15 protein-coding genes and 2 pseudogenes are annotated in these 15,659 nt (G+C 56.9%); 11 read left to right on the top strand and 6 right to left on the bottom strand.

The window, feature by feature from the left end:
• Positions 1-175: 175 nt before the first annotated feature.
• On the top strand, positions 176-622 hold the full coding sequence (locus ACA048_RS12030; RefSeq protein ID WP_497629303.1) for a hypothetical protein: 447 nt from the start codon (positions 176-178) through the stop codon (positions 620-622).
• A gap of 71 nt (positions 623-693) precedes the next feature.
• Here ACA048_RS12030 and ACA048_RS12025 read toward each other — a convergent pair whose 3' ends face one another.
• Positions 694-1,224: a winged helix-turn-helix transcriptional regulator gene (locus ACA048_RS12025; RefSeq protein WP_497629302.1), complete on the bottom strand. Its 531-nt coding sequence runs from the start codon at positions 1,222-1,224 to the stop codon at positions 694-696.
• Between the two features lie 100 nt (positions 1,225-1,324).
• Here ACA048_RS12025 and ACA048_RS12020 point away from each other — a divergent pair, with 100 nt between their 5' ends.
• Both ACA048_RS12020 and ACA048_RS12015 read left to right on the top strand, forming a co-directional pair.
• A complete protein-coding gene (locus ACA048_RS12020) occupies positions 1,325-1,960 on the top strand; it encodes a cysteine hydrolase family protein (RefSeq protein WP_497629301.1) in 636 nt (211 codons plus the stop codon).
• A pseudogene (locus ACA048_RS12015) lies at positions 1,957-3,086 on the top strand (aldehyde dehydrogenase family protein). The gene ACA048_RS12020 and the pseudogene ACA048_RS12015 overlap by 4 nt, the downstream one beginning before the upstream one ends.
• Before the next feature lie 16 nt (positions 3,087-3,102).
• On the opposite strand, the gene ACA048_RS12010 reads toward ACA048_RS12015, so the two are convergent.
• Together ACA048_RS12010 and ACA048_RS12005 are read right to left on the bottom strand one after the other, a co-directional pair.
• Positions 3,103-4,038, bottom strand: a complete 936-nt coding sequence (locus tag ACA048_RS12010) for a Ppx/GppA phosphatase family protein (RefSeq protein WP_497629300.1) — start codon at positions 4,036-4,038, stop codon at positions 3,103-3,105.
• 192 nt (positions 4,039-4,230) lie between these two features.
• Positions 4,231-4,581, bottom strand: coding sequence for a BON domain-containing protein (locus ACA048_RS12005; RefSeq protein WP_497629299.1), 351 nt, complete (start codon positions 4,579-4,581; stop codon positions 4,231-4,233).
• Positions 4,582-5,446: 865 nt separating this feature from the next.
• Between ACA048_RS12005 and ACA048_RS12000 the strand changes: the two genes are divergently transcribed.
• The 7 genes and pseudogenes from ACA048_RS12000 to ACA048_RS11970 all read left to right on the top strand — a co-directional run bounded on the left by ACA048_RS12000 (position 5,447) and on the right by ACA048_RS11970 (position 12,223).
• Entirely contained in the window at positions 5,447-5,806 is a 360-nt protein-coding gene (locus ACA048_RS12000) for a hypothetical protein (protein ID WP_497629298.1), read from the top strand.
• Positions 5,807-5,848: 42 nt separating this feature from the next.
• Complete coding sequence (locus tag ACA048_RS11995; RefSeq protein WP_497629297.1) at positions 5,849-8,293, top strand: RHS repeat domain-containing protein; 2,445 nt, start codon at positions 5,849-5,851, stop codon at positions 8,291-8,293.
• A 129-nt stretch (positions 8,294-8,422) separates the two neighbouring features.
• Positions 8,423-8,673, top strand: a pseudogene (locus ACA048_RS11990) (transposase); the annotation flags it as partial.
• Positions 8,674-9,067: 394 nt separating this feature from the next.
• Positions 9,068-10,471 (top strand): PI-PLC domain-containing protein, encoded by a 1,404-nt coding sequence (locus ACA048_RS11985; RefSeq protein WP_497629296.1) that lies wholly within the window; start codon positions 9,068-9,070, stop codon positions 10,469-10,471.
• Positions 10,472-10,691: 220 nt separating this feature from the next.
• Positions 10,692-10,895 (top strand): HvfA family oxazolone/thioamide-modified RiPP metallophore, encoded by a 204-nt coding sequence (locus ACA048_RS11980; RefSeq protein WP_477791111.1) that lies wholly within the window; start codon positions 10,692-10,694, stop codon positions 10,893-10,895.
• A gap of 58 nt (positions 10,896-10,953) precedes the next feature.
• The gene (locus ACA048_RS11975) at positions 10,954-11,469 is read left to right on the top strand and encodes an HvfX family Cu-binding RiPP maturation protein (protein WP_497629295.1); all 516 of its coding nucleotides are present in this window, start codon (positions 10,954-10,956) and stop codon (positions 11,467-11,469) included.
• A gap of 55 nt (positions 11,470-11,524) precedes the next feature.
• Positions 11,525-12,223, top strand: a complete 699-nt coding sequence (locus ACA048_RS11970) for a dienelactone hydrolase family protein (protein WP_497629294.1) — start codon at positions 11,525-11,527, stop codon at positions 12,221-12,223.
• Between the two features lie 72 nt (positions 12,224-12,295).
• Here the strand turns inward: ACA048_RS11970 and ACA048_RS11965 are convergent, their stop codons facing one another.
• Entirely contained in the window at positions 12,296-13,264 is a 969-nt protein-coding gene (locus ACA048_RS11965; RefSeq protein ID WP_497629293.1) for a nitrilase-related carbon-nitrogen hydrolase, read from the bottom strand.
• A gap of 104 nt (positions 13,265-13,368) precedes the next feature.
• Positions 13,369-14,301: a GlxA family transcriptional regulator gene (locus ACA048_RS11960; protein ID WP_497629850.1), complete on the bottom strand. Its 933-nt coding sequence runs from the start codon at positions 14,299-14,301 to the stop codon at positions 13,369-13,371.
• Between the two features lie 203 nt (positions 14,302-14,504).
• On the opposite strand from ACA048_RS11960, the gene ACA048_RS11955 reads away from it, so the two are divergent.
• Complete coding sequence (locus tag ACA048_RS11955) at positions 14,505-14,999, top strand: PaaI family thioesterase (protein WP_497629292.1); 495 nt, start codon at positions 14,505-14,507, stop codon at positions 14,997-14,999.
• Positions 15,000-15,026: 27 nt separating this feature from the next.
• On the opposite strand, the gene ACA048_RS11950 is transcribed toward ACA048_RS11955, so the two are convergent.
• On the bottom strand, positions 15,027-15,647 hold the full coding sequence (locus tag ACA048_RS11950; protein WP_497629291.1) for a cell wall hydrolase: 621 nt from the start codon (positions 15,645-15,647) through the stop codon (positions 15,027-15,029).
• Between the last annotated feature and the right edge of the window lie 12 nt (positions 15,648-15,659).

Here is a 15,659-nt window from a genome sequence, read left to right as displayed (position 1 = left end):
TGTGTCGCCCAAGCCATGGTTTTGTATGCGCAGTTGGCTGTCGGCACCGCAGATACGTTGCGATACAAGCACCCGCCGGAGAGGACCGACTATCCGAAGAAATGTCCGCTGTCACCGGACAGCTAAAATTGAGTGGGGATCACTTCAATGCGTCCTTACAAGCGGGAGTTTCACGATGAAAATCGTATCTTCGCTGGCGTCGGTGGTGGTGGCGGTCGGGTGGCTCTGCGGGTGTTCGACGGTGCCTGACAGTCAGATCACCAACGTTCCCCTGCACGCTACGCCCGTCAATGCCGGGAGTATCGCCCTGCCCATCATGATGCCCAAAGGCAATACGACCGAGTTCTGGTTTGCCGTCAGCGGTGAAACCATGGGCAGCGCATCGCCCGGTCGTTTGTCGGCTTACATCTATCCCGGAAGCTGCGCCAATTTAGGTTCGAAACCGGCCTATGACATGAACGACGGACCGAATGCGCGGTTCTATTCATCGACATCGATGCAGTACTTCTGGAAAAGTGCGCCGGTGTCTGTCGAGACACTTCGAGCCGGCGGTTATGCCTTGGTGGTGCGTGAAAACCCGGCCGATGGTAATCAAAACATTTTCTGCGGCAATCTAGGCTGAAGCCGTTGGACTTCCCTGCGTTCCCGCCTGTTGTGCGGGAACGTTTTTTTCAGCATTTGCCACGTGTGCTGTCACTGGTCCTGAGCCATAACCGGGTCCGCCCCGCGACCACCCTTGAAGGCGTCACGCCGTGCTTTTCGTTCCGCAGCATAGGCTTCGCTGGGCGTGCTGATCAGCTCCCCGCGATGCAGCGGTTCGCCACAATGCGCGCACAACGGCCCCAGCCCGGCGGGCTGGCGACAGGTGGTGTGGGTGTAAACGACCGCCAACCCCTCCTCCTCTGACTTGCACCAGGTTTCCCCCCAGGCGCGCAACGCCAGCACCACGGAATAGAAAGCATCGCCTTTGGGCGTGAGGTGGTACTCGTAGCGCTTCGGCCGCTCGCTGTAAGGGCGGCGGACGACCAACCCGTCAGCCTCCAGACGCTTGAGGCGGGTGGCGATCATTTGCGGGGTCCCGGCGGTCTGCGCCTGGATCTCGTCGAACCGATGGCTGCCCATGAACAACTCGCGCAATACCAGAACCGTCCAGCGGTCACCGACGACGGCCTCAGCCCGTGAAATCGGGCACAGGGTTTCGGGAACAGGTGTATTTACCGACATGCGGTCTTGCCTCATCTACATTTACTATGATTATCATATCAACATGATGCACCGGCAAGCCCAGGGCATCGGTCACTCAACATTCCTGGAGAACACAGCCATGTCAGAAGCGCTCTATCCCCTTGGCAGAACCGCTTATCTGTTGGTCGATCCTTACAACGATTTCCTTTCCGAAGGCGGAAAAATCTATCCGCTTATCGAACCAATCGCCGCGCAAGTCGGCCTGCTCGACAACTTGCGCGCACTCGACCGCACCGTTCGCGCCCTCGACATTCCGGTGGTCATCGTACCGCACCGCCGCTGGGAACAAGGCGACTATGAGAACTGGGATCACCCAAGCCCCACCCAATGCAAGGTCATGCACATGCATCACTTTGCTCGAGGGGAATGGGGCGGCGACTGGCACCCGGATTTCGCGCCAAAGGACGGCGATATCGTCGTTCAGGAACATTGGGGATCGAGCGGTTTTGCCAACACTGACCTTGATTTTCGTCTCAAGCAGAAAGGCATCACCCACGTGATCATCGTTGGCCTGCTGGCCAATACCTGCATCGAGGCCACCGCCCGATACGCGGTGGAACTGGGCTATCACGTGACACTGGTGCGCGACGCAACGGCCGCCTTCAAGCCAGAAATGATGCACGCGGCGCATGAACTGAACGGCCCGACGTTCGCCCACGCGATCGTGACCACGCCAGAACTCATCGCCACCTTGACCCGAGGTGAGCGCCCATGACATTGACAGGCAAACTCATGATCGGCGCCGCGATGTCCCCGGAATTGAAGGGACGATGAAGGCGCTCAACCCTGCCACCAACCAATTGATCGAACCGGACTTCGCCCTGGGTGGCGTGGCCGACGTCGACCGGGCCGCAACCCTCACCGATGAAGCGTTCGATGTTTACAGCCATACCTCGCTCGCCCGGCGCGCAGCGTTCCTCGACAGTAATGCCGACAATCTGGATGAAGTCCGCCAGGCGCTGGCGGCCAGAGCCGCTGACGTTCACCGGTTCGGAACGTGGCGGTATGGCGGTATGGCGCTGTTTCGCCGTGCGCAACTGCGCCCCGAGCCAATCCCCGTGTTCACCGAAATGACCAGCGTCAACCCCACGTTCATCTTGCCCCATGCACAGGCGGCGAAAGGCGCGCAGATCGGTGACGGCTTTATCGAGCGCATGCTGGTCAACGTCGGGCAAGCCTGCCTCAAACCCGCGCTGCTGATCGCCATTGAAGGGCCCGGTTTTGAGGCGATGCGCGCCGCGATGGTCAAACGCTTCAACGAAGCCTTAGCGCGGCCGATGCTGACGCCGGGCATTCACACGTCGTATGTGAACGGTCTCGACTTGATGGAGAACACGGGGGCACGGCGCATTGCCGAGGGCTCGGCGGCCAGTGCAGTGCTGGAGGGTGTATCCGCGTTGCTGGAAGTCGACGGCGCGCAGTTCCTGACCGAAACACTACTGGCCGAAGAGGTATTCGGCCCGTCAGCGCTGCTGGTGAAGGTCAAGGATGAGGCTGAAATGCTCGCCGTTGCACGCTCGCTGCGTAGCCAACTGGCGGCGGCCATGCACCTTGAGGACGATGATTTTCCCTTGGCACGGCGCTTGTTACCCGTGCTGGAACGACGCACCGGGCGCATTGTCATCAACGCCTTCGCGCATCCGCAGGAAGTGACCTTTGCCACCGTTCACGGCGGGCCGTTTCCGGCCACGTCGGACAGCCGCTTCACGTCGGTCGGCATGACCTCGATCGAACGTTTCTTGCGCCCGGTGGCTTACCAGGGTTTTCCGCAAGCGTTGCTGCCTGACGTGCTGCAAGACGCAAACCCGCTGGAGTTGCCTCGCCTCATTGACGGTGTTTAGAAAAGGGGGGCGGGATTCAATGCCTGGACATCAAGCCATGCAGGACCCCGAACCTCAAACCCGCCTCCGAAGGCGTCATCTGCAAGATCCCGAAGACCTTGAACGCCGCCAGCATCACCACCAGCCCACCCGGCAAGGTGCTCAAGCGATGGTTTTGCAGACCGGCCAGTTTGAGCTGTTTGACATGCCCCACTTCCAGCAATCGCAACGACAGGCGCAGCAGACCGCTGTAGGTGATACCGCTTTCGCCGTCGTCGTTCATCCCGTTGGCCTTGAGCACCTTGGCGAGCATCCGTGCCGTCCCCGAAGAACCGATGGCCTGATGCCAACCCAATGCCCGGTAACGCCGCGCCACCGTTTCAAATTGCAGCGTGGCCACACGCTCCGCCTCCAGCAACGCCGGGGCGGTGATGCAGCCACCGGAAAAGTACCGCGCGCCAAAAGTACCGCTGCCAATGGCAATGCTTTCGGTCGACAGCGGTTGAGCGCCCTGCCCCAGAATCAACTCGGTGGACCCGCCACCGATGTCCACGACCAGTCGCATGCTCTGAGGACTGGGGATCGAATGGGTAACACCGGCGTACACCAGTTGCGCCTCTTCGTGCCCGGAAATGACGTCAATCCGAAACCCGAGGTGGCGCTCGGCGCTGGCCAGGAACAGCTGCGCATTGTCGGCCTCGCGCACAGCACTGGTCGCCACCGCCCGCACCCGGCCGGCTTCAAAGCCGCGTAATTTTTTACCAAATCGCGAAAGCGCCTGCCATCCACGATCCAGCGCCATTTCGTCCAGTGCGCCACCCTGAAAACCTTCCGACAAACGGACAGGTTCACGCAGGGTTTTCACCTCGTGGATCATCCATTTCTGGTTCCGCTTGACCGACTGGCCAATCATCATGCGAAACGCATTGGAGCCCAGATCAATGGCTGCAAACAGGGAGGAGCCTCCTTTCATAGCGGGGATTCCTGGCAATTTCATCGGCCCGCGGAGGGAGTTCCGCGAAGCGTTCAAGACGGTTTGCGAGGATCCTGCCATGGGTTAGGTGACACCAAGATGACACCGCCCTTTTTCTACACACTGGAGGACAGCAACGAACCTGCGCAGCGCTCCCGGTTCACGAAAGCGCTGCTTACAGAGGTGCCCGGGTCATTTGTCGTCCGGTTTGGTTGACGATTGAGGCCGATGTTCGGCGCTTTCTTCGGCGTTGGGTGGTTCGGGATAACTGCCTGGCATGAACACGTGAGTCAGCAATTCCCTGGCATCGACGTCGACAACGCCCTGAACTGAACGGGTCACTGCAACAACCTGCTCACATTGCCGATGGGTGTTGACCCGGCCACTCAACGCTACCGTGCCGGCATGGGTCTTGACGTGAATGTGCATGGCAAGGGTGGGCTCGGCCATGGCCAGGGCCGACTTCACTCGGGTCGTCAGCCATGTATCGTGAGCGACCGCTTCCAATTGATGAGAATACTGCTCGAAGGAACGAAGTTTCATGGTGTATCCCTCTTTCAGAACGAAGGAGCAAACACCTTAATTATAGTGCGCCCCTCGCCTGCGGTCGGGATGCCTAGGGAAGCACCGAAAAAGTCCTCAGATGTGCAGAAATACAGCCTCACCACCTGACCCGAGCCCTTCATGAGCCAGATGACCTTTTCCGACGTCGAATACGCCGGCAAAACGTAAGCAATTTCGCCGCGAACGGGGCGTTTCGCGAGAATATAGCGCCGATCGCCACGATCTTTTTCAACTTGCCGCGCGGTTGCAGCAAGTTGATCGGAGCTTCCCTAAGACTGGCTTATGGCAGGTCACCGATTTTTTGAACACCCATTGATTGGAGTATCAAAAAATCGGTGGCTACTTCAGGCCTTCTTTACGTCATATAGAACGCTAGTGTCGAAAGCAATAAAGATTGATGAATGATAAATCTGTCTGCTGCGGAAAAACTCCGACGTCTGGCGCGTAGCTGTTAGTTGTATCTGCGTCGGTGAGGCGAGAAAGCTGGGCTTGCGGAGGTAGTCATTATCGACTACTAAATCAGACTGTTGATTGTAAAGTTTTAGAGATAAAGTGTCTAAGGAGCAAAAGGGTGACTCGAAAAATTTATCTAAGTTTAATTTGCTTGCTGACGCAGATTAAAAACTTCCATCAGCTTGTAATTGCATAGTCATTGAACACAACAAAATTGATTGCGCCCAGGAGGCACAGGTCTGCTTGGTTTTACGTGCAAGTCATTCCTCAGATGATACATGCCGGGTGAATAGATGTTGTGATCGGATTGCCTTGCTTGAGTTGCGGAAGATGAAAACGCCACGCTTAAAGAGGTCATGGTGCATGACCACTCCCACCTGAGGATTTAACCATGAGTACTGTTTCCAACCAGGCCACCGCCGAGCTCTGCCACAGCACCCCCATGGTGAAGATCATGGACAACCGTGGATTGTCCGTGCGCACGCTGGAGTTCAATCGCAACCTCGCCGGTGAAGCGGTTCGTACGCTGATTGCCCGGCAAAGCTACACCGACACCGGACAGCCGTTGAGTCGCGTCGATGCACGGTTGTTTGCAGCGCAGGCAGGCAATCCGGACGCGGTGCCCAACTTCCGTTATCACTGCTCGTTGTCCGGCCAAGTGCTGCGGAGCCAGAGCCAGGATGCGGGCAATCTGGTGACGCTGTTGGACATCGCCGCCGGCCCGTTCTGGCAGCAAGGCAGCCGGGGTTAGACCACGCGCTTCGACTATGACGCGCTGCACCGCCTGACCACGATGCATGAGCGCGACACGGTAGCGGGGCCGGAGCGGATCAGTGAGCGGCATGTCTATGGCGAGGCACTGGCAGTGGCCGCCGCGAGTAACTGCCGGGGGCAGCGAGTCCGGCGTTATGACACCGCTGGGCTCATTGAAGCGCCCCGCTATACCCTGAGCGGGCAAGCGCTGCACAGCGTGCGCCAGTTTTTACTGGACCCGCTAACGCAGAGTGACTGGCAAGGAGAGCAAGCCCAGTGGCAGGCGTTGCTGGAGGCCGAGCGCTATGTCAGTCACCTGAGCTACAACGCTCAGGGTGCGGTGCTGCGCAGTGTCGATGCCCGCGGCAATCAACAACGCCAGACCCTCGATGTGGCGGGACAGTTGGCCAGCAGTGCCTTGCGCTTGACCGATGACAATGCGGAGCGTCCGATTCTGGCCGCGATCAGCTACAGCGCCGCCGGCCAGGTGTTGCAGGAGCGGGCGTTCAACGGTGTGCTCACAGAGTACACCTACGAGCCGCAAACCCGACGCCTGAGCCGGCTGCAGACGACACGTCCAGCGAAGAGCGGGCGCAAGGCGCTTCTGCAGGACCTCAATTATCGCTATGACCCGGTGGGCAACATCCTGTCGATCCGTGACGAGGCGATCGAAACCCGCTATCACAACAACCAGCGCATCGAGCCGGTGAACACCTACAGTTACGACGCCCAGTATCAGCTGTTGCGTGCCACGGGCCGGGAGAATGCCAACGCCGGCCAACAGGGGCCGGGTCTGCCGACCCCTGTGGTGCCAATTGCGACGGATCCGAATCAGTTCAGCCAATATACGCGGCTGTACCGCTATGACGAGGGCGGCAACCTGACGCAAATGCAACATCAGGGTCGCCAGCATTACACCTTGGAGATGCTGGTCTCGCCTAGCTCCAATCGTGCGCTGCGCCAGACAGGGCAGCTGCTGCCGGCACAGGTCGAAGGGTATTTCGACGCCGGCGGCAATTTGAAGGCGCTGGCGCCCGGGCAACCGATGAACTGGGACGGACGCAATCAATTGCAGCGGGTTTCCCAGGTGGTGCGACCCGTCAGTGATGACGATGCCGAGTACTACCAATACGACGGCGACGGCACCCGCGTGAGTAAAACCACTGACACCCATACCGACCCGCTGCTGCGCCGTGCCCAGGTGCGCTATTTGCCGGGGCTGGAACTGCGCCGGACCCAGCGCCTGCAAGGCAGCAGCCCCCACACCGAGGAGGAGTTGCACGTGATCAAGGTCGGTGGGGCCGGCCGTCAGCAGGTGCGGGTGCTGCACTGGGAAACGGGCCAGCCGGCTGACATCCCGAATAACCAACTGCGAGGCAGCCTGGACAACCAGCTGGGTTCGAGTCTGCTGGAACTGGATCAGCAGGCCGACATCCTGACGCTGGAAGAGTATTACCCCTACGGTGGCACGGCGGTGTGGTCGGGTAAAAATGCCAGTGAAACGCACTACAAGTTTGCGCGCTATTCAGGCAAGGAGCGTGATGCGACGGGGTTGTATTACTACGGTTTCCGTTATTACGCGGCTTGGTTGGGACGTTGGTTGAATCCGGACCCGGCGGCCACGGTGGATGGGTTGAATTTGTTCAGGATGGTGAACAATAATCCAGTCAGGAATACAGACATCGCTGGCCTTTTGACAGAAGATCAAGCGGCTCGCACGTTGCAAGGATTCTTTAGGAACATTAGCAATGGCACCTACAAAAGAGATAAAAGCCTTCAAACAGATGACGCCTTCAAGACGCTTTACTCAGGGAAAAGCGACGCATCGACAAATCAACTCCAAGGTGCAGGCAGCACAATCTCATACTTAAGTAGTAAACTTTCTTCTCAAAAAATCTCATCTCCTGAAACTTTGAAAAGCGGGCCTCCTCACCCCATCACCGAAGCAAGCTCACCCAAAAAGACGGAGAGAAGCAGCACAACAAAACACTTAAAAGAACGCGCTGTAGAAATGGGTGAAGCAGTGACCGCGATGGACAACAGCACAATTTTATCAACCAGAGGCTTGGGAGATTGCTCAGCGCTGGCAACACTATCAAATTGGGATGGAGAGATTTACAGAAATCGCTCACTGATGCATCTAAAAGGAAGCTATCTAGCTAGCGGACTTTCAGAAAAGAATGCCTTCAAGCAAATATCAACCATCAAAAAAACACTGAACCCGGGCAGCAAAATAATGTGGATTGGGGGATTAAGCTCTCAAAGCGACATCGGAATCGAGATATCGTTGACCCAAAATGACGAAGCCGGCAACCAGCCACTAGTCGACTTAATTAAAGTCGAGGGAACCTCAACAATATTAATAGGTTCTTCCAGCATTAAAATCATGCCTAATGGAGAGTTCGAGTTTCAAAAAGCAGGAGGGCGAGGAGTGCTCGATAACGAGTTGCTCACAAGCATACTCAATCCAGATCTTGATGACTAACTAATCCGCCTGGCAACTTCATACTTCGCAGGCAAGTTATGTCGTTGCCAAAAAAAAGACTTCTCCCCTGAGATCGTCGCCCAGCTAAAAACACCTATGGAAAGTCTGAAGTATCCACCGATTTTTGAACGCTGCACCTACTCCAGGCTGAGTAAGCGCAGTGTGCTTTATAAGGCCAAGCGCAAAATCGAGTACCTCAAAGCCCGGACGCGGGCCACGGTTGAACATCCATTTCGGATGATCAAGCGTCAGTTTGGTTATGTGAAAGTACGTTTCCGCGGACTGATGAAGAACACCGCTCAGCTGACCACGCTGTTCGCTCTATCAAACCTGGGAATGACTGAAAACAGCTGATAGGTATGGGCGAGTTAGGCATGTAACACGGAGAAATGGGCTGACAAGACCGACAAGGCGGTGCACACGGGAAGTTTCGCGAGAATATGGCGCCGAACGCCACGATCTTTTTCAACTTGCCGCGGGGTTGCAGCAAATTGATCGGAGCTTCCCTAGACGTTCGAGCGCAAGAGACATGAAGCGATTTCACCATGCAGGGGCGGCCAGAAAATGTATCGGAAAATACAGGCAGCGTCATCAACCGGACCACGCTGGCAACTCCTTTTTACAGAGCCTGTTATAGGCAGTCTAATTTCATACTTCTGCTTTCGGTTTTAACAACGACCCGTTACAACTAACACGCCTTTGATTGAAGTTATTTCAACCCCCTCTATTAATTTTGATCTACGCCAAAGACAAGCCCACCCATGGAGACGTGACATGAAGAATAAAAAAGAATTACTGGCTCAAAAACTTGACGTACATCCAAAAGACTTGAATGACGATGGATCAATAATCCCCTATGTCTTTCCTGTTCTTGAAAATGTGTACTCAAGCGATGAATTAAATCAAGAGTTCCCAACCCTGGCTGATATTCTACCTGGTGATACTGGGCCTGCTGATGCCAGCACATTCATCGAAAGCAAGGCAGGATGGTGTCCTGGAGGAAGTTGGGACGGTGGTGTATGCAGGCCGTTCAACAATGCGTATCGAAGTAGCTGGATGGGATACTATCAAACGGTAAGGAACAGCAAGATTCAAGACACCATTCTTCCGGGAACCCATAATTCTGGCTACGACAAACAGGCGCAGCACCAAAGCAATTGGGAAACCTGCCAGGATGTCTCTCCACACGTTCAGCTTCAGTGTGGCATCAGGGCACTGGATTTACGGGTCCAATTTTATTCTGGCTATGGTTATTCAGATCCGCGGACTTTCCAGATTTTCCATGGAGGGAACAGCGGTCGCACCATCGTGGGTGATATTATCCCTGCGGCAATAAATCTTTACTCGGCCGCAGATAAAGAGATCGTCATTTTAGATTTTCACCAATTTAAAAACTTTACTGACGCAGCGCATCACGAACTGGCCCGCGTTTTGAAAGCATGGTTCGGAGATAAAATAATCAGTCCGGCTTATAACAACCTGATTGTTGGTCAACTTTGGCAGCTGAGAAAAAACGTTGTCATTGCTTATAACGCCTGGCCTCGGGACGCGCTATTCTGGAACGGGGTCAATCAGCGATGGATTGGATATAACACCCCTTCGAGCGGTGAGCTAAAAGCCTTCGTAGACAAAGTAGGTGCGGAGACCAAACCGGCGAACGAGTTGCGATCCATTCAAGCCGCCAAATATGTCTTGCCTTTTCATGTGCCTGACGACATGTCGGGTGATGTGATGAGTTGGTTTTCGTCTAGCGATGCAAACAGCCCCATCCAAAAGTACTACATCGTTAATACGGACTGGTCACTACGCCACCGGTTTGTTGATAATTGCATCCATGCGAATCAGTTCAGAAATCCAGGTTTGGAGTTGTATACCTCTAATAATGGTCGTTTGAATATCTCTGCTCAAACTCATATCAGTCATGAAATCGATGACACCTGTTGGACTCCGGTTGTCGCCTTGCCGCCACCCGACTCGACAATCATCGAGGGCCAGATAGTCGTTGTTTCATCCAATTCAACATTGGGATGGGAATTGACGCTGGATGACTGTATCTCTCCCGACTTGAAGTCTATTTCCATGGCGCGCGATGACGTCATTGTTTTTGTTTCTGTGCAAACTGATGAGGGTAGCAAGTGGGATATTCTTAGCGACGTACAGTCACCCAATAACCGCTGATCCAACCCCAATTCAATCCACCCCTTAACCCCTGTGTGAGCGAACAAGCTCGCTCACACAGGGGTTGTATCACTGTGTGTACAGACCCACCCCTGACACACCCTGCCCATAAAACCCGCCCGCAACGACACATCGCAGATACACCTGCTTGATGAACTACACCTGTCGATTGGCCAAGCCGATCAAAGCGTTCAACTCACTCAATGCACGGAGTATCACCATGTTCAAACTCTCAACGTCCTCCCTGACCCTCGGCCTGCTCATCGCCGGTGGCCTGGCCCTGTCGAACGTCGCTTCGGCCTCCGAATCCGAAGCGTTCAGCATGAAACAACTGGCCCACGGCTACAGCCAGGTCCAGGCCGACACGGCGGAAAAACCCGCCGAAGGCAAATGTGGCGAAGGCAAGTGCGGCGCCAGCGAGTAACCCCCCGTGCGCGGGGCACACGATGTCCCGCACTCCTGACCTGATGGAGATCCAGCTCATGAACACTTCAATCTCATCGGCCGTCAAAGGCCTGCACCTGAACCTCGACCGTGCCGGTAGCTGGCTCGCGCCCCTGACCTTGCGGTTGTTCATCGCCTGGGAATTTTTTGAGTCGGGCCTGGAAAAATGGAACGGCGACAACTGGTTTGCCGACATCCAGGACCGCTTCCCGTTTCCGTTCGACCACGTACCGGCGACGCTGAACTGGGAACTGTCGATGTGGGCCGAGCTGATTTGTGCGCTCGCGATCCTGGTAGGTCTTGGCACGCGAGTCTCGGCGATCATTCTGATCGTGGTCACAGTTGTCGCCACCGCCGCCGTTCACTGGCCGGCCGATTGGTCTACATTAAGTGAGCTTGCCCAAGGTTACGCCATCAGTAACAAGGGTCACGGCAACTTCAAACTGCCACTGATCTACCTCGCCGCCCTGCTGCCGTTGTTGCTCTCGGGTGCCGGCAAGTTGAGTCTCGATAGGCTGCTGGCGCGATTTTTCTGGCGCCGTCACAATCGTTGAGATGCTACCGTGGCAAGCTTCACTCTTCACCTCACTTGCGTAGACAGGAGCCACCATGAGCGTGACCACCCAATGGATCGAGATCGACGGCGACGAAGGTACATTCGGCGCTTACCTGGCCATTCCGCATACCCAACGAGGCCCGGGGATCGTCTTGATCCAGGAGATCTTCGGAGTCAACGAGCACATCCGCTCGGTCGCCGAGCAATACGCCGCTGATGGGTATCTGGTGATCGTGCCAGACCTGTTCTGGCGCAGCGGCCACCGCATCGAACTGACCTACGACGAAGCCGGCTGGAAACGCGCCGTCGAGTTGATGAACGCCACCGACATCACCAAGGCGCAGGCCGACATCAAACTGGCCATCGACACCCTCGATGCCCAGCCGGGGCTGGATGGCGGCATCGCTTCCATCGGTTACTGCTTTGGCGGCCTGCTGTCGTACCTCACCGCCACCAACGGGCTGGTGGATGTGGCGGTCGCCTACTACGGCGGCGGCATCCAGAATCACCTCGACCGCGCCGATGACATCCAGGTGCCGCTGTTGATGCACTTCGGTGAGCAGGACAGCCACATTTCGCTGGAAGCCGTGGAGAAAATCGCCGAACGCTTCGACACTAACGACAATGTGGAAATTGTCGTGTACCCAGAAGCCGAACATGGCTTCAACTGCTCGCACCGCGACAGCTACAACCAGCGCGCAGCGGCTGAGGCGCATGGCAATACGTTGATCTTTTTGGGTCAGGAACTGTAAAACCGCCCTTCATGGAAAAGGCCCCTTCATCGGTTGATGAAGGGGCCTTTTTGTTGGGCGCGTTTTACCTGATCACAGTTCTTCCGCCTGAGCAGCGACGGCCAACGTCGGCTGAACATTGCGCTCATGAACATGGCGATGGGGCGTGCGGTCGATGTTCAAACTCAGAATCTCCGGACGGCTGTAATGGCCACGGCCGTCCATTTGACGTTTACGGATCTCGATCTGGAACAGGTCGATGTCAGCAATCACCTCGCCTTCGCCTTCGGTCAGCGCGCCGACGACTTCACCTTGCGGGTCGATGATCGCGGTGTAGCAACCGCCGGAGATCGGACCGATCTCACAACCGGTGTCGGCCATGATTTGCGCTTGCTGTTCCGGGTACAACCAGGCGGTCGAGTTGACCACGAAGCACGCAGATTCCAGGGCATGCATGCGGATGCTGACTTCCATCTGCCGAGTGAACAGCTCACCAGCGAACGAACCGGGGTACATCGAGGCGTGAATCTGTTCGCCGTCTTCGATCAAGGCATACCGGGCCAGCGGGTTGTAATGTTCCCAGCAAGCCAGTTGACCAATGCGCCCTACCGCGCTGTCGGTGGCGCGCAGGCCGGAGCCATCGCCCATGCCCCAAATCATGCGTTCGTGATAGGTCGGTGAAATCTTGCGACGCGCTTGAATCAGCGTGCCGTCCGCATCAAACAACAGCTGCGTGTTGTACAGGGTGCTGCCATCGCGCTCGTTGACGCCGATAGACACCACCATGTTGGCTTCCTTGGCGGCTTTGCCGATTTCATCGGTAGTCGCCGAAGGCACCACCACGGCCTGATCCAGCAACTTGTAGTGCTCGGACCCCATTTTGAAAGGCGACTGCACAAAGGAAAAATACGGGTAGTACGGCACGATGGTTTCCGGGAAAACGGCAAACTGCACGCCCTTCTCGCCGAGTTCGCGAATCTTGTTGACGACCTTTTCTACCGTGCCTTCACGGCTGTAGAGCACGGGTGCGATTTGGACGGCAGCGGCTTTGACGATGGGCATGGCGGTGATCTCACTGAGGGATTGGGCTTCAACGAAATCAAGATTACGACAATCATATTTTGTCTTAAATGCCGAATACACCACCTTTCAGGACATGCCGGACATTAAGCGCGATTAGCGCGCTGAATCACCTGCGGCGGTTGCCCGAACGCACGGATAAAGGCACGGCGCATGCGCTCCCGGTCGCCAAAACCGGTTTCGGTCGCCACCACATCGATAGCATGTCGACCGGTTTCCATCATCAGCCGTGCGGCTTCCACGCGCAGGTTTTCGATGGCTTTGGCCGGCGATTGACCGGTTTCGGCGTGGAACACCCGACTGAATTGCCGGGGACTCAGATTGACCGCGCTGGCCAACTCTTCCACCGACAACGAGGATTTCAGGTGTTGCTTGGCATAGGTCAACGCCGCCTGGATACGGTCAGTCTTCGGCTCGAGTTCCAGCATCACCGAAAACTGCGATTGGCCACCCGCGCGGCGGTGATACACCACCAGTTGCCGGGCCACCGTGCGCGCCACGTCGGCACCGAGGTCCTTTTCCACCAGCGCCAGGGCCAGGTCGACACACGCGCTCATGCCAGCGGCGGTCCAGATATTGCCGTCGTTGATGAAGATGCGGTCCTCTTCGACCAGCACCTTTGGATACGCTCGCTGCAAGGCTGGCGCATGACACCAGTGAGTGGTCGCCCGTCGACCATCCAGCAAACCCGCTTCGGCCAGTGCCATCGCCCCGGTACAGATCGAACCCAAACGCCGGGTGGACGCGCTGGCACGGCGCAAAAACGCAACCATGCCCGGCGACGTTGGCCGGACCAGATTGTCGCCCATCACCAGCAGCGTATCGAACGCGCGCTGAGCGAATGCACGAGTTTCCACACCAAAACCGGCGGAGGTCTGCACCATGCCGCCCTGCTCGGACAGCAGCGAAAGGCTGTACACCGGCTCGTCGGCGCTGTTGTTGGCCAACTCGAAGGTAGCGCACATGGCGAGGCCGAGAACCTGGAAGCCGGGGTAAACGATGAGTCCGATGTTGAGCACGGCAGTTGTCCGTAAACGTGGCATGACAAGTTTCAAGCCATTTGAGCAGGACTCTACTCTGTCGTGAACTGCACCGGGCAAAAAATCACGCGTGCTGCGGTCGTTCACCGGTAATGAAAAAAGGCACCCGGATGGACTAATGGACTTCCCCTGGTTCCGGCGTTTTAATCTCAGCGGACTTCAAAGCACAACAAGGGATCACCATGCTCGATATACCCATGCAGGACAGCGCCGCCCCGGAGGGCGTGTGTTACGGCTGCGGCAGCCGCAACCCTCACGGGCTACACGTCAAAAGCCACTGGCATGCCGATGGCATCCACGTCGTGGCCGAGCATCTGCCCGACGCCAAATACTGCGGCTGGCCGGATCTGGTGTACGGCGGCTTGATTGCGATGTTGGTGGATTGCCACTCGAACTGGACCGCCATGGCTTACCACTACCGGGCAGAAAACCGCGAGCCGGGATCACTGCCGCGCATCGACTGCGTCACCGGCAACCTGGGCATCAAGTTCATCAAACCGACGCCGATGGGCGTTGCGCTGACCTTGCGCGCCAAGGTCGAGGGCGATGTCGGGCGCAAGAGCCGGGTCATCTGCGAGGTGTACGCCGACGGCGCGCTCACGGCAGTGGGAGACTCAGTGTTTGTTCGGGTCGATACCGGGCAACTGGCCGCTGCTGCGCATGGTCGTGAAGTGTAAGGGTTTTACAACTGCGGGTTGGGCGGCCTACTTCGCCGACCCATCGTGCGGCTTGTAGAACACAAACAAGCCGATACTCGCCGTTTTGATGTACTTCTTGGCCCAGACCGGCTTCACCGTCTTGTCATGGAAGTACATCGCACCGCCAGTGCGATCCGGCAGCTGCTTGTTCAGCGCCTTGCGCGCGATTTCCTTGGCCAGCGCATATTGGGTTTCTTCCTGGACCGTGTCCGCGCGCCCGTCGCACCACCAGGAAAACTGGCAGCTTTTGGTTTCGGAGCCTTGCTTGACCACCCCGCACACGGTATCGGGAAAACCTTCGTGGCCGAGACGGTTCATCACCACGTTGGCCACCGCTTCCATATCCGCCACGTCCTTGCCTTTGGCTTCCCAGTAAATGGAGCGGGCCATGCAGGTGATCGCATCGTCCAGCGGGGACTTGCCGGCCGGGTCGACAGCCTGGACTTCGGACGGGGTGATGGCCTGGGACTTGGGCACCGAGACGTTGCTGCCCTTCTCGGCTGCCTTCTGTTCAAGCACCTGTGCCTTGTCTTCCGCCACGTCCTTTTTTTGTTGTTGATCGTCCGCAATGGCCTGACCGGCGAGCAGTGAAACGGCGAGAGCCGCGGCGATCCATTTAACTGACATGGCGCAAACACT

Source organism: Pseudomonas sp. LBUM1659 (assembly GCF_059716045.1).
Note: the sequence above shows the minus strand (reverse complement) of the source record. Positions and strands in the feature narration are given on the sequence as shown.

Coding starts and splice junctions, on each gene's coding strand:
- ACA048_RS11995 (WP_497629297.1), top strand. CDS start 5,849: ATGCATGAGCGCGACACGGTAGCGGGGCCGGAGCGGATCAGTGAGCGG.
- ACA048_RS11955 (WP_497629292.1), top strand. CDS start 14,505: ATGCTCGATATACCCATGCAGGACAGCGCCGCCCCGGAGGGCGTGTGT.
- ACA048_RS11975 (WP_497629295.1), top strand. CDS start 10,954: ATGAACACTTCAATCTCATCGGCCGTCAAAGGCCTGCACCTGAACCTC.
- ACA048_RS12030 (WP_497629303.1), top strand. CDS start 176: ATGAAAATCGTATCTTCGCTGGCGTCGGTGGTGGTGGCGGTCGGGTGG.
- ACA048_RS12005 (WP_497629299.1), bottom strand. CDS start 4,581: ATGAAACTTCGTTCCTTCGAGCAGTATTCTCATCAATTGGAAGCGGTC.
- ACA048_RS12020 (WP_497629301.1), top strand. CDS start 1,325: ATGTCAGAAGCGCTCTATCCCCTTGGCAGAACCGCTTATCTGTTGGTC.
- ACA048_RS11970 (WP_497629294.1), top strand. CDS start 11,525: ATGAGCGTGACCACCCAATGGATCGAGATCGACGGCGACGAAGGTACA.
- ACA048_RS12025 (WP_497629302.1), bottom strand. CDS start 1,224: ATGTCGGTAAATACACCTGTTCCCGAAACCCTGTGCCCGATTTCACGG.
- ACA048_RS11980 (WP_477791111.1), top strand. CDS start 10,692: ATGTTCAAACTCTCAACGTCCTCCCTGACCCTCGGCCTGCTCATCGCC.
- ACA048_RS12010 (WP_497629300.1), bottom strand. CDS start 4,038: ATGAAAGGAGGCTCCTCCCTGTTTGCAGCCATTGATCTGGGCTCCAAT.
- ACA048_RS12000 (WP_497629298.1), top strand. CDS start 5,447: ATGAGTACTGTTTCCAACCAGGCCACCGCCGAGCTCTGCCACAGCACC.
- ACA048_RS11985 (WP_497629296.1), top strand. CDS start 9,068: ATGAAGAATAAAAAAGAATTACTGGCTCAAAAACTTGACGTACATCCA.
- ACA048_RS11950 (WP_497629291.1), bottom strand. CDS start 15,647: ATGTCAGTTAAATGGATCGCCGCGGCTCTCGCCGTTTCACTGCTCGCC.
- ACA048_RS11965 (WP_497629293.1), bottom strand. CDS start 13,264: ATGCCCATCGTCAAAGCCGCTGCCGTCCAAATCGCACCCGTGCTCTAC.